Genomic DNA, 22,213 nt, shown 5'->3' with positions numbered 1-22,213 from the left:
AGCCACCCTTCTCGCCGGCACGTGAACGCGTGAGGGCATCCGGGCCTCGTTCAGGCCACCTCCAACGTGGAGGCGACAGTCTCACGGTGACGTCGTCCGCCCCGAGGCCGGTCGGCGAGACGACACGGCCCGTCCCCGCATGGAGGGGACGGGCCGTCGTGTGTGTTGAGACCGGTTTCGATGGGACTCGTCGCAGGCTCTCGCCCACTCGGCCAGCGGAGGGATCAGCTCGTCGCAGCCTCGAAGCTCGGCTTGAGCAGGTCCAGCACGTACGGCACCGAGTTCGGCGTCGGTGCGTTGAGGCCGGTGATCTGCGACTGCGTCATGAACGTGACGGCACCGTTCTTGACGGCCTTCAGGTTCTTGTAACCCGGTAGCTTCTTGAGGGTTTCGGCCTGTTCCGGTGTCGCGGTGGCGACGACCAGTACGTCGGCGTCGAGCATCGGGATGTTCTCGGTGCTCAGTCCGAAGCGGGGGTTGCGGGTGCGCTGGTACTCGGCGACCAGCTTGGGCGCCATCTGCATCTTCAACTCGCTGAACAGCTTTGCCGCGCCGTCGTTCGGGTCGCCGAGGACCGACAGCTGGTCGTTGCCGTACATGAAGGCCAGCGCGTAGGTCTTGCCGGCGAGATCCGGGAACTCCTTGCCGACGGCGGCGACCTTCGCGTCGGTCTGGTCGATGATCTCGGTCGCCTTGTCCGGCTGGTGCAGCACGGTGCCCATGACGGTGACCATGTCCTGCCAGGGATCGATCTCCTGGCCGCTGATCGCGTTGACCGTCGGCGCGAGCTTGGCGATCTGCTCGAATTCCGGGCTGCCGGAGGCGAATCCGGGAGCGAAGATCAAGTCGGGGTCGAGCTTGGCGATCGTCGTCGCATCGTCGCCCTTGGTGGGGTCGATGAACGTCGAGTCGGCGAGCTTCTGGCCGTACCAGGGTTGCAGTTCGCCGGTCGCCGACTTGGAGTAGTCGTAGTAGCCGACCGGGGTCACGCCGAACGAGAGCGCCACGTCGGTCCACTGGTCACCCAGGGTCACGATGCGCTTCGGTGTCTCCGGGATCGTCACCGAGCGGCCGTCGGGCAGGTTCAGCTGCACCGATCCACCGGTCGAGTCATCCGAACTCGAACATCCGGCGAGGAGGCCGGCGGACATGAGCGCACCCGCGAGAAGCGCACCAAGACGAAGTCGTGTTTTCACGTCAGTTCTCCAGAACGGTCGGGGGTCAGAGCGAGCAGGGCAGCAGGACGAAGCTGGCGATGAGGCAGACGCTGCTGTTCGACAGCTTCCACTTGTCGCCGCTCCACACCCAGGTCATCGCACGATTCTGGCTGCCCCGGCCGACGACGCTGATCTGCAGCGGGGCGGTCATCTTGGTGCCGCTGACCTGCACCGGACCGACCATCTGGTAGCTGAGTCCGACGTTGCCGTAGGTGGTGATCGCCTGGGCGACGGCGTCGAGCTGACGCAGGGCGCGCTCGCCGCCCTGGAGTTCGGCGGCCCGTGCGGCGCGATTGCCGCGCGAGTTCATGACCGTCTTGACCTTCGTGTTGAGCTGACCGGGCGTCAGCGCGGTCGGGGCTGCGACAGCCTGCTGCTGGGACGGCGCGGCCGAGGTACCCGGCGCGGGAGCCGGTGCGGGCGCGGCGTCGGGGCCGGCGCCGACCGTGCCGCCGCTCTCGGGCACGTTCTCGGTCACCGCGGGTGCGGGCGCCACGGCCGGGGCGGGCTCACCGGGCGCGGCAGCCGGCGGCTGGTTGGCGGCCGGACCCACCAAGCCCTGCTGCTGTTGCGGTGTCTGCGCGGAACCGAGGTTCACGACGGTCGGCTGGGCCGCGTTCGCCGAGTCGTTGCGGTCGCCGACCATCAGACCGACCACACCGATGGTGACGATGATCGCCGAGATCACCGCCGCAACACCTGCCGATGCCAGCACGGTCGGGATGTTGATCCCACCCGAGCGCTTCTCCGGACCCGCCACCGGTTCGTGGGTCTCATCCACGTAAGCCGGGTCCTGGTAGCCGACATCGTTCTGCATGGTGTTCTCCGTGTTTTCTGCTGTATGTCGTTCACTTGTGCCGTGCAACGCCTGGTTGCGCGTCTCCACGGTCTGGATCGTCCCCGTCGGGGAACGACTGCCTAGGCAAGCCTAAGCTCGCCTCTTCTTCACGCCGACGGTAGGGCCTCGGTGAGGACCTTGTCGAACGTCTCCACGAACTTCTGCGCGTAGCCGGGGAGTGCCTGGGCGTCGGTGACGATGCCGAAGGACGTCGTGTTGCCGAGGATCAGCACGGTCACCGAGAAGGAGTAACCGGCCAGCGGCGACAGCGGCGTCAAGCTCACGATGGACCTGCCCAGGACCGACCGAACCCGGGAGAAGCCGGGATTGATCCCGATGTGGATGTCCGGATGCATGTGACCCATCGAGGCGTTCACGATCGCCCGCTGCAGGCCCCAGAGCGGCGCCCGCGGCAGGTCATCGGCCGCGGCGAGGTAGAGCTCGGGCCGACGCTCGGCGATCGTCGCCAGCTCACTGCGTGCCCGGCCGATCTGCTGCGACAGGTCGGTTTCGTTGCCGGGCAGGTTGAGCAGTGCCACCGAGACCGCATTGCCGGTGTGCCGGAACTCCTGGTCGAGGGTCACCGGCAGGGTCACGCGGAGGACCTCGGCCTGCGGCGACGCGGGCGGGTCGATGCTCAGCGCGCGGCCGATGGCCCCGAGGACGAACTCGTGCACGGTGGAGTCGTTGGCCTTGGCCGCCTTGCGCAGGGCGCGGGTGGACGTGCTGAACAGCGCATGTTCACGACGCCCCGACTTCGTCAGGCTCGGCCAGGCGCGCTTCTTGCCCCCGCCGGCCGCATGCTGGTCGTTGAACGCCGCCTTGGCCTCACCCAGCTTCTCCGGGTCGATGCCGCTGATGTGGAATCGCGGGCTGGTGGCGAAGCGCTCGAACTCGGCGAGGTCCTCGGGCTCACCGTCGGCGAGCAGTGCCGCGAAGGCCGCGCCGGCGATGCCGTCGGAGATGCTGTGGTGCACGCGAAGCAGGACCCACTGACCGACCCCCTCGGCGCCCGCGGAGGGCGTGAACAGTGTGATGTCCCAGAACGGGCGCGGACGCGGCAACGGCGTCTCCAGGAGTTTGGAGACACGTCGCTGCAGGTGCTCGCGGTCGGTGAAGCCGAGTTCCGAGACGTGGGCGCCCGCATCCCACTTCTCGTCGGCGAGCACCACCTCGGGTTTCCGCCATCGGCCGTTCTTGACGCCCAGCCGGAAGATCTCGAACAGCCGGCCCCGGTCACGGACGCGCGCACGGACCTCGTCGATGCCGAGAAGCGTTCCACCCGTGTCGAGTTGGAGGAACATCGACCAGTGCATGGGCCGACTGTCGGTGTCCATGTGCAGGTAGGTGTGGTCCGGGGGTGCCAGCTCGGTGACGCGAGCGTCGGCCGGAGCAGTGACAGTGTTGTTCATCGATGACCGCCTGGATGAAGGACGCTCAGGGCGCCTGGGTGGAAGAACCGGAGAAGAGTAGCTGGTAACGCTCGGTGTCGGGTTTCATGGCCGCCGCGACCAGTTCCCACAACACCTCGTCGGTGCCGCCGCCGACGCGCGCGAGTTTCATGTCGCGCCACCAGCGTCCGATCGGCGTCTCGGCCTCGAGATAGCCGATCCCGCCGAAGATGTGCAGGCATTCCGAGGCGACCTCTTCGCCCAGGTTGGCCGCGGTGGCCTTGAGCGCAGCCGCGGTGCGCAGGTTGATCTTTCCCCCGGCGGCGACGCCGTCGAGCGAGTAGCTCAGCACGTCGACGCGGGATTGCAGACCGGCGATCCGCAGGCGGAGTGCCTGATGGTCGTAGAGCTTCTTGCCGAACTGGGTGCGGTCCATCATGCGGGCGAGCGTCACACCGAGCATCACGTCGCATGCGGCCGCGATCTGCGCGGCGACCGAATAGCGTTCGTGCGCGAGGCCCCAGCTGATAATCGCCAGACCCGTTCCCGGGCGGGCGATCAGCGCCTCCTCGGGGATCCAGGTGTCGATGGTGACCGGCGCGGTGTCGAGGGGACCGGCGCCCAGCTTCGTGTAGGGCGCGCCGACCCGGACCTGGTCGATCGGCACGGCGGCCAGCGCCACGTTGCCCCCGGTGTCGGCGCCGTTCTCGTCGCCGTCCTCGATGCTGCGGCAGACGACCAGCATGTAGTCGGCGATGGGCGAGAGCGAGACGAACTTCTTGGCTCCGACGACCCGGTATCCGCCACCCTCGGCGAAGATGCGTGTCTCCGAGTTCTGGAGATCCGAGCCGCCCTGTTCCTCGGAGGCGCCGATGCACAGGACGGCATCGGTGGTCATCGCCCGCTGCGCGAGGTCTTTCAGGAAGTCGTTGCGGCCGAAGCGGCGGAGGATGGCGATCGCCGAATCGTGCAGGCTGACGCCGACACCGATCGCAGCCGAACCGAGCGATCCGAGATGACGGCCGAGCGCGAAGTGGTCGTGCAGGTCGGTGAGTTTGCGATCCTCCCACTTGCGGGTGAAAACCCCGGCCTCGCCGAGGTGTTCGAGGAGCGGCCGAGGGAATCGATGATCGTTCTCGGCCTGTGCCGTCCACGCGGTGACCTTCTCGTCGAACGCGTCGTCGAGCAGTTCGGCGTACGACTGCACTCCGGTGTCCACACTCATCCCCCGCCCCGACTCGCGTCCCACCCGGTTCAGGCCGGTGTCCCGGCCTTCGCGCGGACCAGGTCTTCGAGATCGCCGACCGTCTTCGACTCGAAGAGCTCGCGTTCGGAGAGCTTCACACCCAGACGCTCCTCGATCGCGACGACGCCGATGGCGAACGCCACCGAGTCCAGGCCCAGGTCGTCGATGAGCCGCGAGTCGCGGGTGACGTGGCCGAGCGCGAGGTCGAGGTCCTCGGTGAGGATGCCGTGCAGCGCTTCGGTGATGTTGTCGGACATGTGATGGCTCCTGATGGGATCGGTGGTGGTTCGAACGTAACGGCCGGTCAGCGCGGGATGACGTACGGGGCGACGCTGCCCAGCTTCTCGCAGGTCTCCTCGAACTCACGCTCCGGCGTCGACTGCGCGACGATGCCGGCGCCCGCCCGCAACCATGCCGCGCCCCCGGACGAGAAGACGGTGCGCAACGCGAGGGTTGCCTCGAGTTCCCCCGACGACGACGCGACGAGGACCGCACCGGAGTACGGCCCGCGACGCCGGGACTCGAGCCGGTCGATGGCGTCGACGGCCGCGGTCTTGGGTACTCCCGAAGCGGTGATCGACGGGAAGACGACTTCGAGTGCACGCCAGGGAGATTCCCCCTCCGCGAGGGTTCCCTTCACGGTCGACGCCAGGTGCTGGACGCTGCCGCGCTCACGCACCTCCATGAACGTGCTGACCGCGGTCGTCTCGGCGGCCGAGATCGAGGCGATCTCGTCATAGCAGGCGCGCACCGACATCGCATGTTCGGCAACCTCTTTGGCGTCGCCGAGAAGTTCGGCCCGAGCGGCCGCGTCGTCGTCGGCGGACACCCCGAAAGCCCTTGTCCCGGCGAGGGGTTCGGTGACCACGGTGCGGTCGGAGTGCACCGCGACCACGAGTTCGGGACTGAACCCGGCGGCCGCGAGATCGCCGAGCGACAGCAGATAGGAGCGAGCCGGCGTGTTGTCCGCACGGCCGCGGGCATAGGTGGCGGGGATGTCGACCGCGAAGGGGATGTCCACCGCGCGGGAGAGGATGACCTTCTGGTAGCGACCGGCCGCGATCTCGGAGACGGCGGCCGCGACGCGGCCGCGGTAGTCCTCGGTGTCGACCCGCACGTCGACGGGGCGCGACGCCCCGGGATCACCTGCCGTGGCGGCGATCTCGAGGAGACGACGAGCTCGGTCGGAATCGGCGGTGCCGGTGTCCACCCCGTCCGCGTCGACGAACGCCTCGAACTCGGGAACGATCAGATGCGCGAGCACCGTGTCGTCGGGAACGCGGTCGAGGATGCCGTGGTACGGCGCGCAGAAGTCGAAACCGACCCACCCGTAGAGGCGCCAGTCGGGGATCGACAGCGACTCCGTCGCCGCGGCCAGTGCGTCGGCCGGGTCACCGTGCCATGCGGTGGTCGACCGGCGCCCATGGTCGTCGACGATGACCTCACCACGTGTGACCACCACTCGCACGTGAACGCCGGCAGCGAAGGTCCAGCGACCGTTGCGCTCGTAGACGACGTGGTCGCCGAACTCGCCGGAACCCGCCCAGGCCGCCGAGATCCGGGCGGCGTCCGCGTCGTCGAACCGCGTCGTCGGAGCGTTCAGGCCGGCGGCGCCCTCGAGGCCGAGGTCCGCGGCATCGAGCCTCGATGTCGGCGAGTCGGTCGTCAGCGACATGTCCTTGTCCTCCGGTCGTGGGCGGCAGCACCAGTGATCCTAGGGATTTTAGGACAGCCTAAGCAAATGTTCTGGCGAGTCGATGGCGTGGATCACACCACCAGACCGACCGGTAAGGTTACCCTACCCTGCCTGTGTTTGAATGGGTTCCATGCCGACGCCTCTGGACCACGCGACCGACCTGCTCGACGGTTTCACCCCGTACGCCGACGCCCAGGCAGCCCGCTACCGCGACGCCGAACTGTTCCGCGGACTCCCACTGTTCGCCGGCTTCGACGCCAGTGCCGAGAGCACCCCCGATGCCCCGGCCGTCACCGATGCCTCGATCGACGGGCCGCGGACGCTCACCTACTCCGAACTGCGCGAGGCCTCGCTGCGTCGAGCGGCCGGATTCGTCGCGGCCGGACTCCGCCCCGGAGAGCGCGTCGTCCTCCAGCAGAACAACTCGCTCGAGTTCGTCGTGAATCTGCTCGGCCTGCTCCGCGCGCGCGTCGCCCCCGTCATGACCCTGCCCGCACACCGGATCACCGAGATCGCACATCTCGCCGCCGGTGCCGGGGCCGTCGCCTACATCGGTGAGGACGGGCGACGCGGCTTCGACTTCCGGGACCTCGCCACCGAGCTGCAGTCCCGCGTCCCGGCCGTCACGCAAGTGTTCGTCTCCGGCGATCCCGGTCCGTTCGCGACCGCACCCGACGCGGATCCCGCATCGGTCGACCTCCCGGCCTCGCCGAACTCCGACCTCCCGGCCCTTTTCCTGGTCTCGGGCGGCACCACCGGCCTGCCCAAACTGATCGCGCGCACGCACGACGACTACGACCTGAACGCACGACTGTCGGCCGAGGTCGCGAAGCTGACCGCCGACGACACCTATCTCGTCGCATTGCCGGCGGCCCACAACTTCCCGCTGTGCTGCCCGGGCATCCTCGGCGTCTTCGGGGTAGGCGGCCACGTCGTCTTCACCGACAACCCGAGCCCCGACAACACCTTCGACCTCATCGAACGTCACCGCGTGACGGTGACCGCCCTGGTCCCCGCCCTCGCACAGCTGTGGTGCGCGGCGACCGAGTGGGAGCCCGCGGACATCAGCTCGCTGCGACTCCTGCAGGTCGGCGGCGCCAAGCTCGCCCACCCGGACGCCGTCGCCCTCGACGAAGCGCTCGGCGACGTGGTTCAGCAGGTGTTCGGCATGGCCGAGGGCCTCATCTGCTACACCAGGCCCGACGAGCCGCGGAACCTCGTCCACGAGGTCCAGGGCTCGCCGATGTCGGAGTTCGACGAGGTGCGCGTCGTCGACGAGGAGGGCGTGGACGTTCCCGACGGCGAAGAAGGCGAGCTGCTGGTGCGCGGCCCGTACACGATCCGCGGGTACTACCGGGCCGACGCGCACAACGAGAAGTCCTTCACCCCCGACGGCTTCTACCGGTCGGGCGACAAGGTGACCCGGCTGCCGTCGGGGCATCTCTCCGTGACCGGTCGCATCAAGGACACCATCGTCCGGGCGGGCGAGAACGTGGCCGCCGACGACGTCGAGGAGAACCTGCTCGCGCACCCATCGGTACGCCAGGTCGCGGTGGTCGGGCTTCCCGACGACGCACTGGGCGAGAAGATCTGCGCCGCGGTCGTGCTCTCCCATGACCATCCGCCGGCCCAACCGCTCGAACTGGCCACGCTGCGCATGTTCCTCGCGGACCGCGGCCTCGCATCGTTCAAACTGCCCGACGTGGTCCGCGTCATCCGGACCCTCCCCGTCACCGCCGTCGGCAAGATCGACAAGAAGGTCTTACGAGAGCAGCTGGTGTCCACAGCGGGATGACCTCGACACCCGGCACCCTCGCTATGCTTTGACGCACCTGCGGACGGGTGTCGAACGTCCGCTGACCTGTGAGGAGTGAGTCGCCGTGGCGCTGACCGTGCAGCGCCTGTCCCAGAACGCCGACCTGGGCCTGACGCTGGTGGCAGGTCACTCTGGCGCCGATCGGGTCATCGAGTGGGCACACGCCATCGAACTCGCCGATCCCGCTCCCTGGATCACCGGCGGTGAACTGGTGATGACCACGGGCCTGGCGATCGGACCTTCCGACTCCGAACAGTTCGACTACGTGACCCGCCTGGTGCGGGCGCGGGCGGCGGCACTCGCCGTCGACACCGGCATGACCTTCGACGCGGTCCCTGACGGCATCCGGGCCGCCGGCGACGCACTGGGTCTGCCTGTCCTCGCAGTGCCACCGCACACTCCGTTCATCGCGGTCACCCGCGCCGTGATCGACGATCTGACCGCCGACCGGGTGCGCGCGGTGCAGCAGGTCGTCGACCAGCAGGACAAGTTCGCCCGCGATCTTCTCCGCGGCGGCATACCGCATCTGGTCACCGCCCTCGGGCGTGCCCTCTCGTGCTCGGTCGTCCTCGTCGACGCCGAGGGCGGGGCACTCTCGGTCCACGGTCCTGACGCGGGGCGAGCACTCGAACATGCGCGTTCGGTGTCACGCGGTTCGGGACGCCGCCGACAGGCCGGCTCTGCCTTCGCCGACGAACACGCCACGTACCTCGTGCAGAGCGTGTCCGTCGCCCGGGAGCCGCATGGATATCTGGCGGTGGCGTCGCCGGCGGCGTTGCAGCCGGAGGAACGACTCCTCGTGGCCCACGCGATGGCCTTGCTGTCGATCGAACTGGGCAAGCCGGCGAAGGTGCTCGACGCCGAACAGCGGCTCCGGACGGTCGTGACGCAAGCACTCGTGAACCTCGGTCCCGAACTCGACGCGGGCCTGCTGCGGTACTTCGGCTTCGACGAGGACACCCGCGTCGTCGCAATCACGGTGACGAACGTCGGGCCGGCGTTGCCGGCTCTTCGGGAAACGGCCGATGTGATCACACGGCAATCAGTTCCGTACCTCTTGTCGCCGATACGGGAGGGTCTGCTGCTCGTCGTGTCCGACGACCGCGGACGGGACTGGGTTGTCGAACTCGTCGCGCGGCTCGGCGCCCGGCTGGAACGGACGCTGCGGGCCGGGCGAGGCGGGACCGCCGTGATCGCCGAAACCGCCGTGAGCCTCCGCCAGGCCAGGGCCGCCCTCCACCTCGGCCCGACGCAGGAGACGGTCGTCGACTTCTCGGACACGGGTACCTTCTCGATGTTGTTCGGTGGACGGTCACCCGGCGAACTGTCCGCGATGTCGCGAATCGTCCTGGGACCACTCGAGGATTGCGACGCCGCACACGGTTCGTCGGTGGATCTCGTCACCGCGCTACGGACCTGGCTCCGGAACGACGCACACATCGAGAGCGCCGCAAGGGAATTGGGCGTACACCGACACACCATGCGGAGTCGGATGGCCAAGGTCGGCCAACTCCTCGGCCGCGACCTCGACTCGGCCGAGGTCCGGGTCGAGCTGTGGATAGCGGTCAAAGCGCGCGAACTCCTCGACGTCCTCGAGACCGATTGACGCACGGTCGTCGGTGTCGACGGCCGTCAGATGCGCGGCGCGCCACCACGGAGGTAGACCGTGGTGGTGTGGGTGAAGAACTCGCGCGCCGAACGTCCCTGCTCTTTGGGCCCGTACCCGCTTTTCTTGGCTCCGCCGAACGGTACATGGGGATCGGCGCCCGCCGACTCCGAATTGACGTGCAGGATACCGACGTCGAGGTCGTCGACCGCCTCCAGTGCACGGGTGAGATCCTGCGTGAAAAGTGCAGCGGACAACCCGTACTCGCCGTCGCCGGCCACCCGGAACGCCTCGGAGACCGAGGGCACACGGACCACCGCCAGGACCGGACCGAAGAGCTCGTCGCGCCACACGTCGAGGTCCGTGGACGGTAGTTCCAGGATCGTCGGGGACAAGAAGTATCCGTCTTCGGGGATACCTACGGGCGGCTGGTCACCTCCGGTGAGCACGGTCGCACCCTGCTCGACTGCGCGAAGGATGCCGGCCCTGATGGTGTCACGAGCAGGGGCCGTGATCACCGGACCCATCTCGGTGGAGGGGTCCAAGGGATCACCGACGACCAGGTCGGCGGCAGCCTTGCTCAGTGCGGCGAGGAGTTCGTCGGCCACGGCCTCGGTGACGACGAGTCGCGATGTGGCCGTACACTTCTGACCCGAGGAGCGGAACGCTCCCAACGGGATCTGCTGGACCGCCAGGTCGAGGTCGGCGTCACCGAGGACGATCGCGGCGTTCTTGCCACCCATCTCGGCCTGCACCGGCACGCCGCGCGCGGCGCCGGCGGCCGCGATACCGCGTCCGACCCCGGTCGACCCGGTGAAGGTGATGGCGTCGATGCCGGTGTGATGGACGATGGGGTCGCCGATCTCACGGTCGCCGAACGTCAGATTCACTACGCCGGCGGGGAGCCCGGCTTCGGTCAGGGCCTCGCCAAACGGAACGCGAGCAGCGGAACGGTGCCGGCCGGCTTCCACACCACGGTGTTGCCGTAGACGAGGGCCGGCGCGATCTTCCACGCCGGGATCGCGATCGGGAAGTTGAACGGAGTGATGACACCGATGGTGCCGATCGGTTTGCGCGTCACCAGGATTCGCTCACCCTTGCGCGGTGACGAGTACACCTCGCCGGCCTCGCGGTCGCCGTCGGCGCCGTAGTAGCGGAGGATCTGCGCGGCGCGCCGCACCTCGCCGATACCCTCGGCGAGCGTCTTGCCCTCCTCGCGGGCGAGTTCCGCGCCCCATTCCTCGGCATTGCGCTCCAGGACGCCGGCAGCCTGCACGAGTACCCCACCGCGTTCGTGCGTGGACAGGCGTGACCACTCGGCCAGGCTGCGTCCGGCCGCGGTGACCGCGGCGTCCAGTTGGCGGATGCTCGCCCGACGCCCCACGGCCACGACGACGTTCGGGTCACCGGGACTGTCGCTGGTAAAGGGCGCGTCCTCGCCGTCGACCCATTGTCCGTCGATGAGGTTGTACAGGGACTCGACCGTCTCGGTCATCGTTCTCGCTTCCGTGGCAGCAGTCGGCCCGACAACCGGGCGGGATCACCGCCGAACAATACGTCCGCATCGGCACGCAAGGTCGTCGCCCGAGGGTACAAAACCTCGACCGCGGGTCACCCTGGCGTACAAGAACGCCAACGCCGGCAAGCGGCACCGCGGGCGCGCGGAAGCCGCCTGCTCACACCGGCGCGAGCTCGACGATCCCCGGGTGATGGTCGAGATAGTTCTTGGTGAACGAGCACACCGGCCGAAGCCGCGCGTTGCGTTCCCGGGCGAAGTGGATGACCGACCGGGTGAGACGGGTGGCGAGCCCGTGACCGCTGTATTCGTCGTAGAGAACCGTGTGCAGAACGGTGATGGTGGTCTGACCGTCGACAGTCTCGATCGAGTAGCCGAGCACCCCGACGAGATCCCCCGCGACCCAGAGTTCGAACCTCTCGCGGTCGGGATTGTGCACCACCTGAGCGATCTGCTGCAGAATGGATCGCGCCGACTGCGGCGGCCGATGCCGGTTCTTGCGTAACACCTACATCTCCTCACGTGATCACTGTGGCGGGTCACCGGCAGGACGTCGCGGCTCGACGCAAGGGCCCCTGTGACTAGGGTCACACCCTACCTTACGGTTCCGTAACTGCCGAGACCTCCCGGTGATCCGGTGCAGTGAGCATCTGGGCGCATCGTCAGGTGTTGACCGACGTTGTAGGGTGGCGAACGCAACACAATCACACACGCGGGGGCTCTCACGATGACCGAGGGCTGAGATGGCGACGGGCGGTCGCCGACCGCTCGAACCTGTCCGGGTAATGCCGGCGTAGGGAGAACCATCATGGGCACACGTGTATCCACCGCACCCACCACTGCGACATTCACAGACGGCGGTCTGACCACCGGGCCGATCGAGGGCAGCTCCAAGCACTACCTCTCCGTCGATCACCTCCGTGTACCGCAGCGCCGAATCCACCTGACGAACGGGGAACACCTCGACGTCTACGACACCTCCGGGCCGTACACCGACCCCGATGCCGTGATCGACGTGGAGCGCGGCCTGCCACCGACCCGGGACGCGTGGCACCGCCCGGAACCCGTCGACGGCGCGAGCACCCAACTCGCCTGGGCGCGAGCGGGGATCGTCACCGATGAGATGCGGTTCATCGCGGCACGGGAGGGCGTCGACCCCGACCTGGTCCGCTCCGAGGTGGCCATCGGCCGCGCCGTCATCCCGGCCAACCATCGTCATCCGGAGTCGGAGCCGATGATCATCGGCAAGCGGTTCGCGGTGAAGATCAATGCGAACATCGGCAATTCTGCGGTGCGCAGTTCGATCGCGGACGAGGTCGAGAAGATGGTGTGGGCCACCCGATGGGGCGCCGACACCATCATGGACCTGTCCACCGGCGCCGACATCCACACCACCCGGGAGTGGATTCTGCGCAACTCCCCCGTCCCCGTCGGGACCGTGCCGATCTACCAGGCCCTCGAGAAGGTGAACGGCGATCCCGTCGCTCTCACGTGGGAGATATACCGCGACACCGTGATCGAGCAGGCCGAGCAGGGTGTCGACTACATGACGGTGCATGCCGGAGTGCTTCTCCGCTATGTGCCGCTGACCGCCCGGCGGGTCACCGGCATCGTCTCGCGGGGCGGATCGATCATGGCCGCCTGGTGCCTGGCGCACCACGAAGAATCGTTCCTGTACACGCACTTCGACGAACTGTGCGAGATCTTCCGCCGCTACGACATCACCTTCTCCCTCGGCGACGGACTGCGTCCGGGGTCGATCGCCGACGCCAACGACGAGGCCCAGTTCGCCGAACTGCGCACCCTCGGAGAACTGACCACCATCGCGAAATCCCATGGCGTGCAGGTGATGATCGAGGGCCCGGGACACATCCCGATGCACAAGATCGTCGAGAACGTGCGTCTCGAAGAAGAACTCTGCGAGGAGGCGCCGTTCTACACGCTCGGCCCCCTCGCCACCGACATCGCACCCGCCTACGACCACATCACCTCCGCCATCGGCGCGGCGATGATCGCCCAGGCGGGCACGGCCATGCTCTGCTACGTGACACCCAAGGAGCACCTCGGGCTGCCCGACCGGGACGACGTGAAGGTCGGCGTCATCACCTACAAGATCGCGGCCCACTCGGCGGATCTCGCGAAGGGACATCCGCGGGCGCAGGAACGTGATGACGCATTGAGCAAGGCGCGCTTCGAGTTCCGCTGGGTCGACCAGTTCAACCTCGCCCTCGACCCGGACACCGCCCGCGAGTATCACGATGAGACCCTGCCGGCCGAGCCTGCGAAGACCGCGCACTTCTGCTCGATGTGCGGTCCCAAGTTCTGCTCGATGCGGATCTCCGCCGACGTGCGCGCCTACGCGGAGGAGAACAACCTGGTGACCGCCGAAGACATCGACCGCAAGATCGCCGAAGGGATGGCGGCGAAGTCGGCCGAGTTCGCCGAGGCGGGCAACCGCGTGTACCTGCCGCTCGAAACCGGTCCCGGAGGTTCTGCGTGACCGACGTCGAGTTGCTGCCCGTCGCAGCACCGGGAGAGACCCCGGTCCGCGTGATGACCATCGCCGGATCGGATTCCGGCGGTGGTGCCGGCATCCAGGCCGACATGCGCACCTTCGCGCTGCTCGGCCTGCACGGCTGTGTCGCGGTCACCGCGGTCACCGTGCAGAACTCGCTGGGCGTCACCGGTTTCCAGGAGATCGCACCGGAGACCGTCGCCGCCCAGATCGCCACGGTCGCCGACGACATCGGCGTAGGCGCCGCCAAGACCGGCATGCTGGCGTCTGCACCGATCATCGACGCCGTCGTCGCGCAGTGCTCGGCGAGCGGTATCGGTCGCGACGGTTCCTCGCCGCTGGTCGTCGACCCGGTGTGCGCCTCGATGCACGGGAATCAACTACTCGCCGACTCCGCCCTGGACACCCTGCGCGACAACCTCTTCCCGCTGGCGACGGTGGTGACACCCAACCTCGACGAGGTGCGCCTCATCACCGGCATCGACGTCGTCGACACCGGCTCCCAGCGCGACGCAGCGAAGGCGCTGTTCGATCTCGGACCCGCGTGGGCGCTCGTCAAGGGAGGCCACCTGCGGTCGAGCGACCACTCCCCCGACCTGCTCTACGACGGCGCGGAGTTCATCGAGCTCAACCACGAGCGCATCGACACCGCCCACGACCACGGCGCGGGTGACACCCTCGCCGCGGCGATCACCTGCGCCCTGGCACACGGCTATTCGGTGCCCGACGCAGTCTGCTTCGCGAAGAAGTGGGTCACCCGCGGCCTGGCCGCCGCCTATCCGCTCGGCGCCGGCCACGGCCCGGTGAACCCGCTGTGGCGGGTGAGCGGCCCCTACTGACGCACCGCCGAGCGAACGATCTCGCCGATACGCACTTCGGTCCCGCGGTGCCGTTTCCTTCCCGCGTGCCGGCTAGCGCCCGCGGGAAGGAAACGGCACCGCGGGAGAGTAGGCGCAGACCTACTTCTCCCAGCCGATGTCCTCGATGGGACCGACGTAGAACTGTCCCGCTCCGTAATTGGCGAGCCCTTCCTTCACCGCGACCATGGACGGACCGTTGAAGAGGGGAAGGTTGGAGAACTGCGCGAAGGCCTCGCGCTCGAGTTCGTTCCCCGCCTTGATCTGGGCCATCGGGTCGCCGATCCTCGACATCGCACGGATCTGTGCGTCGAGTTCCGGGGACCCGGCACCGGCGGGGTTCAGCTGGGACCCCATGCACCACACCTGACAGAAGTAGGCCATGCCGAAGGGGTCGCTCGACGAGAAGCCGAGCAGGAGCACGTCGAACTCCTTGTTGACCACCACCTGTGAGAAGTCGGCCGACGGGCGTTGGCGGACAGCGAGGTCGACGCCCACCTTCTTCAGGATCGCCTGGAGCGCGCGTGACAGGTTCTGGGTCGTGGTGTCGTCGCCGATGTTGGGCAACTCCAGCGACAGCCGTCTCCCGTCCTTGCTGCGGATGCCGTCCCCACCCTCGGTCCACCCCGACCGGTCGAGCAGTTCCTCGGCTTTCACCGGGTCGTAGGACAACACGTCCGACAGGTTGTCCTCGTATCCCGGTTGGAACGGGTACAGCGACAACGAACCGGGGAGTTCCTCCGTGTAGTTGAGGCCGGTGAACCTGATGCGCGACAGCGTCTCCCGGTCGACGGCGGAGAGCACGGCCTCACGGACGCGCCGATCGGACAGGATCGGGGTGTCGAGGTTGAGCACCAGCAACGACTGCTGCGGTGCGGCCGCGGTGCGAATGTCGATGCCGTTCATCGTGAGTGCCCGCGCGCGCGCGTCTTTGGCGGCCACCCCGGTCGCGTCGATCTCGCCGTTCTGGAAGGCGTTGAGCGCCGCCTGGGACTCCATCTGCCGGAAGATCCGTCGGTCGAGTTTGCCGGGTTTTCCCCACCACTTGGGATTTCGTTCGAAGACGACGGTCCCGTTGTCGGCGTCGTAGGAGGCGATCGTGAACGGTCCGGCGCCCCATTCGGGATGCGGCTTCCGGACATAGCCCTCGTTGTAGACGTCGGGATCGGCGGCCTTCGGGTGGAGCACGACGTTGAACAGGCCGTCGGGCCAGGCGTAGACGCCGTCGAAGCGCACGACGACCTCACGGTCGTCGGCGCCGCGGGTGACCGAGGCGATCTGGCTGTACCCGTCGGTGGAGCTGACGATGTAGCGATCGTCGATGCCCCGGCTCGTGCGCCAGGTCTCGACGAAGGCGCGGTAGTCGATCGGTGTGCCGTCGTTGAAGAAGGCCTTCGGGTTGATGGTGTAGGTGACCACGGTGTCCCGGCCGACGACCTCGGTACGGACGTCGGTGAGGTAGTCGGGATTCGGCGCGTACTGCCCGTCCGGCGAGAAGTAGGCGAGCACCGGGTTGTACCAGCGCCACAAGGCCAGGGTGTAGGCGTTGCCGTCGGCGTGGAAGGTGTTCCACTGGGCCGATACCTCCGCGAGCACGGTCGTGAGACTGCCGCCGTCCTCGAGATTCTCCCGAGGTTGCAGGTTGAGCGAGGCTCCTTCGGTCTTCACCGCCCCGGTGTCGATCGCGGCACCGCAACCGGTGATGCAGGCGATGGTCACGGCCATGGCGGCGATGATCACCGACCAGCGCTTCACCGGTCCACCTCCAGGAAATGGCATGCCGCTCTGTGGTCGACAGCAGGAGCACCGTGCTGATCCGTCGGCCGCAGTAGGGGTACGACCGTCCGACACCGCTCGCGACGCTCCTCGCCGAGCCGGGCGTGCAACGGGCACCTGGTGGTGAAACTGCATCCGACGATCTCGTCTGTCGCACTGGGCTGTTCGCCGGTCAGGACGATGCGCTGCCGCTCGCGTTCGACGCGCGGGTCCGGAATGGGCACTGCCGACAAGAGTGCCCGGGTGTAGGGATGCGCGGGTTCGGCGAAGACCGCCTCGGTGGGCCCTGACTCCACGATCGAACCCAGATACATCACCGCGACGCGGTCGGCGAGATGTCGGACCACGGAGAGATCGTGGGCGACAACCAGATACGCCACGTCGCCGTCGGCTTGGAGGTGGCGGATCAGGTTGACGACGTCCGCCTGCACGGAGACGTCGAGGGCCGACAGCGGCTCGTCGAGGACGATCAGATCGGGGTCGGTGGCGAGTGCCCGCGCGATGGCGAGACGTTGTCGCTGGCCGCCGGAGAAGGCGGCGGGGAAACGGTCGGCGTGAACGGGATCCAGCCCGACGCGCCGCATGAGACCCGTGACCCTCTCCTCCGTCTCCGCTCTCGGGACCCCCAGCGCGCGAAGCGGTTCGGCGATGATGTCGAAGGCGGTGAACCGAGGGTCGAGCGCATCCGACGGGTCCTGGAAGACGATCGACGTCTTCTGGCGCAACGCGCGGGCCTCGCGTGAACGGACCGCCGCCGGGTCCACCCCGCCGATCCGGACGACGCCCTCGGGCTGCGCGAAGTCCATGATCTCCAGCAGAGTCGTCGACTTGCCGCTGCCCGACTCTCCGACGAGGGCCATCGACTCACCGCTCCGGATGTCGAAGCTGATCCCGTTGACGGCCCGCACCGAACCCACCCGACGCTTGAGGAAACCGCTCGTCAGCGGGAAGACCTTGGTCATGTCCACCACATCGAGGACGGTCGCACGTTCCTGCCGGTCGGTCACTGCCGGCGACGCCGCCGGCACATCGGGCGGCGGGAACACCGGCTCACCACTGATCCGGCCGTCGCCGTCGATCTCCTCCACGCGGATACACGCCGCCCGGTGGCCGCCGGCCACCTCCGCCAGCGCCGGTTCGCTACCGCGGCAGTCATCGATCGCGACGGGACACCGTGGCGCGAACTGACATCGGTCTGCCACGTCGATGAGAAGCGGAGGCGTCCCCGGGATGGGGATGAGCGCATCGGTCCGATGGTCCACCCGCGGCACCGCTCCCAGCAATCCGATCGTGTACGGCATCCGCGGTCCGCCGAAGAGCGTGTCGACGTCGGCGGTCTCCACCGCCCGCCCGGCGTACATCACCACTACATCGTCGGCATGACCCGCGACGACGCCGAGATCGTGCGTGATCAACAGCATCGCGGCGCCGCTCTCCCGTCGCGCCGTGGCCAGCACATCGAGGATCTGTGCCTGGATGGTCACGTCGAGCGCGGTGGTCGGTTCGTCGGCGATGATCACCGACGGGTCGTTGGCGATCGCCATCGCGATCATCACACGCTGCCGCATCCCGCCGGACAACTCGTGCGGAAAAGCCCTGGCGCGTCGCTGCGGATCGCCGATCCCGACCAGGTCGAGCAGTTCGACCGAGCGCGACCAGGCCTGTTTGGCGGTGATGGACTGATGGGCCCGCAGCGCCTCGGAGATCTGCGCTCCCACGGTGAACACCGGGGTCAGCGACGACAGCGGGTCCTGGAAGACCATCGCGATCTCCGAACCCCGGACCGCGGACATCTTCTTGTCCGACAACCCGATCAGTTCTCGACCCCGCAGTGCGACCGATCCGCTGATGTGCGCACTGTCCGATAGCAGTCCCGAAACCGCCAGTGCCGACACCGATTTCCCTGATCCGGATTCGCCGACGATGGCGGTGGTCCGGCCGGCCCGCAGGTCGAAGTCGAGACCGCGGACGGCGGCGACGACGCCTGCCTCGCTGCCGAAATCCACTGTCAGGTCCCGGACCGTCAGCACCGCATCGGGATTCGTCATCGACGGGCACCTCCACTCGACGACGGGTCGAAGGCGTCGCGCAGGCCATCGGCGATGAGCGCCATCGAGACCGTGAGGAGCGCCAGCGCGGCCGCGGGGAACCAGAACAGCCACGGCGACGCGGCCAGCGTCCCGGCACCCGCCTGCAGCAGTGAGCCGAGGGTGACGTCGGGGATCTTCACACCGAACCCGAGGAACGACAGCCCGGTCTCGGCGAGCACCGCGGCCACCACGCCGAGGGCGAAGTTGATGACCAGCAACGACGCGATGTTGGGCAGGATGTGCCGGAGGATGATGGTCACCGGGGACACGCCCAGATACTTTGCGGCGGCGACATAGTCGCGCTCGCGGACGGTCAGCGCCAGGGAATGGATCACGCGCGCCAGCATCATCCAGCCGAACGCGATGAGCACGACGATCAACCACCGCCAGTCACCACCGGTGCTGTTGGAGACCAGGGCGAGGATGAGGAACGTCGGCACCACGAGGAGCAGGTAGACAACGCCCAGCACGACGCGCTGCACCCAACCGCCGAAGTAGGCGGCGAGCCCGCCGAGGAACGCGGCGATCGCGGTCGTCCCGATCGACACGGCCAGGGCGATCGTCAGCGAACGTTGGAGTCCGTGCACCACCTGCGCGTACAGATCGTTGCCGGCGTCGTTGGTACCGAACCAGTGGGCGCCATCCGACCCGTGCGTCGACGGCGGGAAGCCGATCGCCAGGAAATCGGTGTCGGTGTAGGAGTACGCGGTGAACAGTCCGCCGAAGACGCCGAACAGCACGAGCAGGACGAAGATGGCCAGGCCCAGCAGCGCGGACCGGTTGCGCGCGTACCGTCTGGCGAAGATCTTGACCCGGCCGCTGCGCCGCCGGGCCAGTGGCGCCGACGCGGTGTCCGATTCGTCGAGGACACCGCCTGTCTCACCCATGATCGGGGCGGTCGCGTCGAGGTGACCGGACTGCGGCCCGCGCGGTTCCGGCGGCATCATCGCCATCTCAGCTCACCCGGACTCTCGGATCGAGGTAGACCACGGCGAGGTCGGCGAGGATCGCACCGACCGCGGTGGCCAGGGCACCGAATGCGGCGACGGCGACGACGCCGTGGATGTCGTTGGTGTTGATCGAGGTGACGAAGTACCGGCCCATCCCCTCCCAGCCGAAGATGGTCTCGGTGAGGACCGCGCCGGTGAACACCGCGGGGATCGCGAAGGCGATGCCTACCGCAACCGGGATGATGGCCGTGCGCAACGCATGTCGTCGAACCGCCACCCCACGGGTGAGTCCCTTCGCACGTGCCGTGCGGACATAGTCGGCGTTGATGGTGTCGAGCACCATCGAACGCTGGAGCAGATGCAGTCCGGCGTACTGGATCACGACCAGGGTGATGGTCGGGAGGATGAGGTGCTGGATGCGGTCCAGCAGCACCGGGAAAAATCCCTCGACCCCCACGCTGGCGGCCCCGGAGACGTAGACGACGCTGTGGCCGAGGGACTGATTGAGCGAGATGGCGGCGAGCACGATGCCCAGGCCGACGACGGGAACCGGCAGGTTGATCATCGCTATCGAGATGAACTGCCACGCACGGTCGGCGAGCTTGTACTGGCGGAGGGCCGTGTAGACGCCCAGGGCGATACCCAGCAGGGTGGAGATGACGGTGGCGGCGGCGAGCAGCTGCACCGAGGAGACCAGCCGGAAACCGATCTCGCTGTTGACGCTCTCACCGACCGGCGTCGACCCCCAATCCCAGTGCAACACCACGCCGGTCAGCCAGTTCCACCAACGTTCGACCAGCGGGGTCTTGTCGTTGAGGTTGTGGGAGGACAGCGTGGCGTCGACGACGCTCTCCGGCAACGGGGGTCGCCGGACGGCGTAATTGGATCGGGGGTCGAGGAACCAGGTGGCCAGGAAATAGGTCAGATTGGTTGCGAGGAAGACGAGGACAGCCCAGGCCGCGATGCGTTTACACAGGTATCCGATCACCGCGGCTCCAGGTCGTCGTCAGGTCGGTGTCACCCGACCGTAGCGTGACTCAAGCCGCTCCGCCGAGAGCCTTCGCCTTGAGGTGCTCGAACTCTTCGGGGGTGATGGCACCGGAGTCGAGGAGAGCCTTCGCCTCGGTGATCTGCTGGGTCGGAGAGGTTCCCGCCACCGACTTGATGTACTCGTCCGACGCCTGCTTGGCCTCGGTGAAGGCCTCGCGCTGACGTTCGGCCATACCCTTGCCCTTCGCCAGCAGGTACACGATGGCGGTGATGTACGGGAAGATGATCAGGAAGACCACCCAGACCGCCTTCTGCCACCCCGACGCCTTCTTGTCACGGAACAGGTCGGTGATGATGTGCCACAGGACGATCAGGTACGCGACGAACGCGAAGATGACGATGGTGTACCAGATGAAGTCCCAGAATGAGTCCCACATGAAGGTCTCCTCTTTCTAGAAGAAAAGGACCACTTCACAATGGCCCCCTGACGGATAGAAGCATGGCACAGCAATACCCTCGGTACTGCTCTGTCAGGCCAAAGTGGCCGTGAGAACTATTAGCACGAGTCAGCGGTGCACCATTTGCCGCATATGAGAATGTGTCCCATAAGCAGTTCCGGCTCGGAGCAGAACCGGACGAACAGAGAGACGCGATGGAATCACACACGGCCAGGCATGAACTCGAGTTGGGCTTGGACACCTTCGGTGACATCACCGCGGCACCCGATGGCAGCCCGCTTTCCGACGCGCAGACCCTGCGCGACGTGCTCGACCAGGCGGTCCTGGCCGACGAGGTCGGCGTCGACTTCCTCGGCGTCGGCGAACATCACCGCGCTGACTACTCCGTGTCCGCACCCGAGGTGGTCCTCGGCGCCATCGCCGCGCGCACCGGCCGGATGCGCCTGGGATCGGCCGTGACCGTCCTGAGCTCCGACGACCCGATCCGTGTGTTCCAGCGGTTCTCGACCGTCGATGCCCTCTCCTCGGGCCGCGCCGAGGTGATCCTCGGCCGCGGCTCGTTCACCGAGTCGTTCCCTCTTTTCGGCTACGACCTCTCCGATTACGAAGAGCTGTTCGCCGACAAACTCTCCCTCTTCGCCGAACTGCGCACCGGCAACCCCGTCACCTGGTCCGGCTCGACGCGCGGCCCGCTACGCGCTCAGCCCGTGTTCCCCCAGCTCGAGAATCCCCCGCTGCCCGCGTGGATCGCAGTGGGCGGCAGCCCCGAATCCGTGGTGCGCGCAGCGTCGTACGGGCTTCCGCTGATGCTGGCAATCATCGGCGGCGACCCGCTCCGCTTCCGCCCCTATGTCGACCTCTACCACCGCGCTCTCGCCGACTTGGAGAAGGACGCCCTCCCGGTCGGCGTGCACTGCCCGGGACACGTCGCCGACACCGACGAGCAGGCACGCGAGGAGTTGTGGCCGCACTATCGGGGATACGTGGCGCGGATCGGGCGCGAACGAGGGTGGCCACCGCCCAGCCGTTTCGAGTTCGAGCGGTCCACCGGGCCCGACGGCGCACTGTTCGTCGGATCGCCGGAGACCGTCGCCCGCAAGATCGCCTCGACATCGAAGGCTCTCGGGCTGAGTCGCTTCGACATGAAGTACTCCCACGGCACCCTGGGCCATACACAGCTGATGCGCAGCGTCGAGCTGTACGGCACGAAGGTCATCCCGCGGGTGCGCGAGCTGCTCGCCGAGGGGTGAG

17 protein-coding genes, 1 pseudogene and 1 riboswitch are annotated in these 22,213 nt (G+C 67.7%); of the genes and pseudogenes, 5 read left to right on the top strand and 13 right to left on the bottom strand.

Translation table 11 applies throughout. The annotated features are described in order from the left end of the window. Positions 1-224: 224 nt before the first annotated feature. The 6 genes from GKZ92_RS02770 to GKZ92_RS02745 form a co-directional block, all read right to left on the bottom strand. Complete coding sequence (locus GKZ92_RS02770) at positions 225-1,196, bottom strand: ABC transporter substrate-binding protein (protein ID WP_035755237.1); 972 nt, start codon at positions 1,194-1,196, stop codon at positions 225-227. A gap of 25 nt (positions 1,197-1,221) precedes the next feature. Next, a complete protein-coding gene (locus GKZ92_RS02765) occupies positions 1,222-2,034 on the bottom strand; it encodes a hypothetical protein (RefSeq protein WP_035755239.1) in 813 nt (270 codons plus the stop codon). A 128-nt stretch (positions 2,035-2,162) separates the two neighbouring features. Beyond that, complete coding sequence (locus GKZ92_RS02760) at positions 2,163-3,467, bottom strand: wax ester/triacylglycerol synthase domain-containing protein (protein WP_006356949.1); 1,305 nt, start codon at positions 3,465-3,467, stop codon at positions 2,163-2,165. A 25-nt stretch (positions 3,468-3,492) separates the two neighbouring features. Further along, the gene (locus tag GKZ92_RS02755; RefSeq protein ID WP_006356948.1) at positions 3,493-4,671 is read right to left on the bottom strand and encodes an acyl-CoA dehydrogenase family protein; all 1,179 of its coding nucleotides are present in this window, start codon (positions 4,669-4,671) and stop codon (positions 3,493-3,495) included. Between the two features lie 29 nt (positions 4,672-4,700). Continuing rightward, entirely contained in the window at positions 4,701-4,949 is a 249-nt protein-coding gene (locus GKZ92_RS02750; RefSeq protein WP_006356947.1) for an acyl carrier protein, read from the bottom strand. A 47-nt stretch (positions 4,950-4,996) separates the two neighbouring features. Then, positions 4,997-6,367, bottom strand: a complete 1,371-nt coding sequence (locus tag GKZ92_RS02745; RefSeq protein ID WP_155224973.1) for a salicylate synthase — start codon at positions 6,365-6,367, stop codon at positions 4,997-4,999. A gap of 151 nt (positions 6,368-6,518) precedes the next feature. Here GKZ92_RS02745 and GKZ92_RS02740 point away from each other — a divergent pair, with 151 nt between their 5' ends. Further along, the gene (locus GKZ92_RS02740) at positions 6,519-8,183 is read left to right on the top strand and encodes a (2,3-dihydroxybenzoyl)adenylate synthase (protein ID WP_035755295.1); all 1,665 of its coding nucleotides are present in this window, start codon (positions 6,519-6,521) and stop codon (positions 8,181-8,183) included. A gap of 85 nt (positions 8,184-8,268) precedes the next feature. After that, positions 8,269-9,810, top strand: a complete 1,542-nt coding sequence (locus GKZ92_RS02735) for a PucR family transcriptional regulator (protein ID WP_155224972.1) — start codon at positions 8,269-8,271, stop codon at positions 9,808-9,810. 26 nt (positions 9,811-9,836) lie between these two features. On the opposite strand, the pseudogene GKZ92_RS02730 reads toward GKZ92_RS02735, so the two are convergent. Together GKZ92_RS02730 and GKZ92_RS02725 are read right to left on the bottom strand one after the other, a co-directional pair. Next, positions 9,837-11,305 (bottom strand): annotated as a pseudogene (locus tag GKZ92_RS02730) (aldehyde dehydrogenase family protein). A gap of 181 nt (positions 11,306-11,486) precedes the next feature. Then, on the bottom strand, positions 11,487-11,834 hold the full coding sequence (locus GKZ92_RS02725) for a GNAT family N-acetyltransferase (protein ID WP_127961799.1): 348 nt from the start codon (positions 11,832-11,834) through the stop codon (positions 11,487-11,489). Between the two features lie 194 nt (positions 11,835-12,028). Continuing rightward, a riboswitch (TPP riboswitch) is annotated at positions 12,029-12,143 on the top strand. Here GKZ92_RS02725 and thiC point away from each other — a divergent pair. Beyond that, positions 12,135-13,826 (top strand): phosphomethylpyrimidine synthase ThiC, encoded by a 1,692-nt coding sequence (gene thiC, locus GKZ92_RS02720; protein ID WP_155224971.1) that lies wholly within the window; start codon positions 12,135-12,137, stop codon positions 13,824-13,826. (Overlaps the previous riboswitch by 9 nt.) Beyond that, on the top strand, positions 13,823-14,680 hold the full coding sequence (thiD, locus tag GKZ92_RS02715; RefSeq protein WP_006356938.1) for a bifunctional hydroxymethylpyrimidine kinase/phosphomethylpyrimidine kinase: 858 nt from the start codon (positions 13,823-13,825) through the stop codon (positions 14,678-14,680). The genes thiC and thiD overlap by 4 nt, the downstream gene beginning before the upstream one ends. 120 nt (positions 14,681-14,800) lie before the next feature. On the opposite strand, the gene GKZ92_RS02710 is transcribed toward thiD, so the two are convergent. Genes GKZ92_RS02710 through GKZ92_RS02690 form a run of 5 tightly spaced genes read right to left on the bottom strand, consistent with a single transcriptional unit; the run spans position 14,801 to position 20,941 of the window. Next, positions 14,801-16,453 carry an ABC transporter family substrate-binding protein gene (locus GKZ92_RS02710; protein WP_155224970.1) on the bottom strand — a complete coding sequence of 551 codons (1,653 nt, stop codon included), beginning with the start codon at positions 16,451-16,453 and terminating at the stop codon, positions 14,801-14,803. Further along, positions 16,450-18,522: a dipeptide ABC transporter ATP-binding protein gene (locus GKZ92_RS02705; RefSeq protein WP_155224969.1), complete on the bottom strand. Its 2,073-nt coding sequence runs from the start codon at positions 18,520-18,522 to the stop codon at positions 16,450-16,452. The genes GKZ92_RS02710 and GKZ92_RS02705 overlap by 4 nt, the downstream gene beginning before the upstream one ends. Beyond that, positions 18,519-19,517 carry an ABC transporter permease gene (locus GKZ92_RS02700; RefSeq protein ID WP_006356935.1) on the bottom strand — a complete coding sequence of 333 codons (999 nt, stop codon included), beginning with the start codon at positions 19,515-19,517 and terminating at the stop codon, positions 18,519-18,521. Before GKZ92_RS02700 ends, GKZ92_RS02705 begins: the two co-directional genes overlap by 4 nt. A gap of 1 nt (position 19,518) precedes the next feature. Continuing rightward, positions 19,519-20,502, bottom strand: coding sequence for an ABC transporter permease (locus tag GKZ92_RS02695; protein WP_075863617.1), 984 nt, complete (start codon positions 20,500-20,502; stop codon positions 19,519-19,521). Between the two features lie 49 nt (positions 20,503-20,551). Next, a complete protein-coding gene (locus GKZ92_RS02690; RefSeq protein WP_040003911.1) occupies positions 20,552-20,941 on the bottom strand; it encodes an SHOCT domain-containing protein in 390 nt (129 codons plus the stop codon). 215 nt (positions 20,942-21,156) lie between these two features. On the opposite strand from GKZ92_RS02690, the gene GKZ92_RS02685 reads away from it, so the two are divergent. Further along, positions 21,157-22,212 (top strand): LLM class flavin-dependent oxidoreductase, encoded by a 1,056-nt coding sequence (locus tag GKZ92_RS02685; RefSeq protein WP_155224968.1) that lies wholly within the window; start codon positions 21,157-21,159, stop codon positions 22,210-22,212. Position 22,213 lies beyond the last annotated feature (1 nt).

The sequence above is a fragment of the Gordonia sp. 135 genome (assembly GCF_009720185.1).
In the GTDB taxonomy this organism is placed as follows: Bacteria; Actinomycetota; Actinomycetes; order Mycobacteriales; family Mycobacteriaceae; genus Gordonia; species Gordonia alkanivorans.
This window is presented reverse-complemented; position numbering and strand designations above follow the sequence as displayed.

What these genes read in the sequence shown, in the direction of transcription:
- GKZ92_RS02740 (WP_035755295.1), top strand. Translation starts at nt 6,519, where the DNA reads ATGCCGACGCCTCTGGACCACGCGACCGACCTGCTCGACGGTTTCACC.
- GKZ92_RS02750 (WP_006356947.1), bottom strand. Translation starts at nt 4,949, where the DNA reads ATGTCCGACAACATCACCGAAGCGCTGCACGGCATCCTCACCGAGGAC.
- GKZ92_RS02705 (WP_155224969.1), bottom strand. Translation starts at nt 18,522, where the DNA reads ATGACGAATCCCGATGCGGTGCTGACGGTCCGGGACCTGACAGTGGAT.
- GKZ92_RS02685 (WP_155224968.1), top strand. Translation starts at nt 21,157, where the DNA reads ATGGAATCACACACGGCCAGGCATGAACTCGAGTTGGGCTTGGACACC.
- GKZ92_RS02765 (WP_035755239.1), bottom strand. Translation starts at nt 2,034, where the DNA reads ATGCAGAACGATGTCGGCTACCAGGACCCGGCTTACGTGGATGAGACC.
- GKZ92_RS02755 (WP_006356948.1), bottom strand. Translation starts at nt 4,671, where the DNA reads ATGAGTGTGGACACCGGAGTGCAGTCGTACGCCGAACTGCTCGACGAC.
- GKZ92_RS02690 (WP_040003911.1), bottom strand. Translation starts at nt 20,941, where the DNA reads ATGTGGGACTCATTCTGGGACTTCATCTGGTACACCATCGTCATCTTC.
- GKZ92_RS02760 (WP_006356949.1), bottom strand. Translation starts at nt 3,467, where the DNA reads ATGAACAACACTGTCACTGCTCCGGCCGACGCTCGCGTCACCGAGCTG.
- thiC (WP_155224971.1), top strand. Translation starts at nt 12,135, where the DNA reads ATGGGCACACGTGTATCCACCGCACCCACCACTGCGACATTCACAGAC.
- GKZ92_RS02700 (WP_006356935.1), bottom strand. Translation starts at nt 19,517, where the DNA reads ATGGCGATGATGCCGCCGGAACCGCGCGGGCCGCAGTCCGGTCACCTC.
- GKZ92_RS02745 (WP_155224973.1), bottom strand. Translation starts at nt 6,367, where the DNA reads ATGTCGCTGACGACCGACTCGCCGACATCGAGGCTCGATGCCGCGGAC.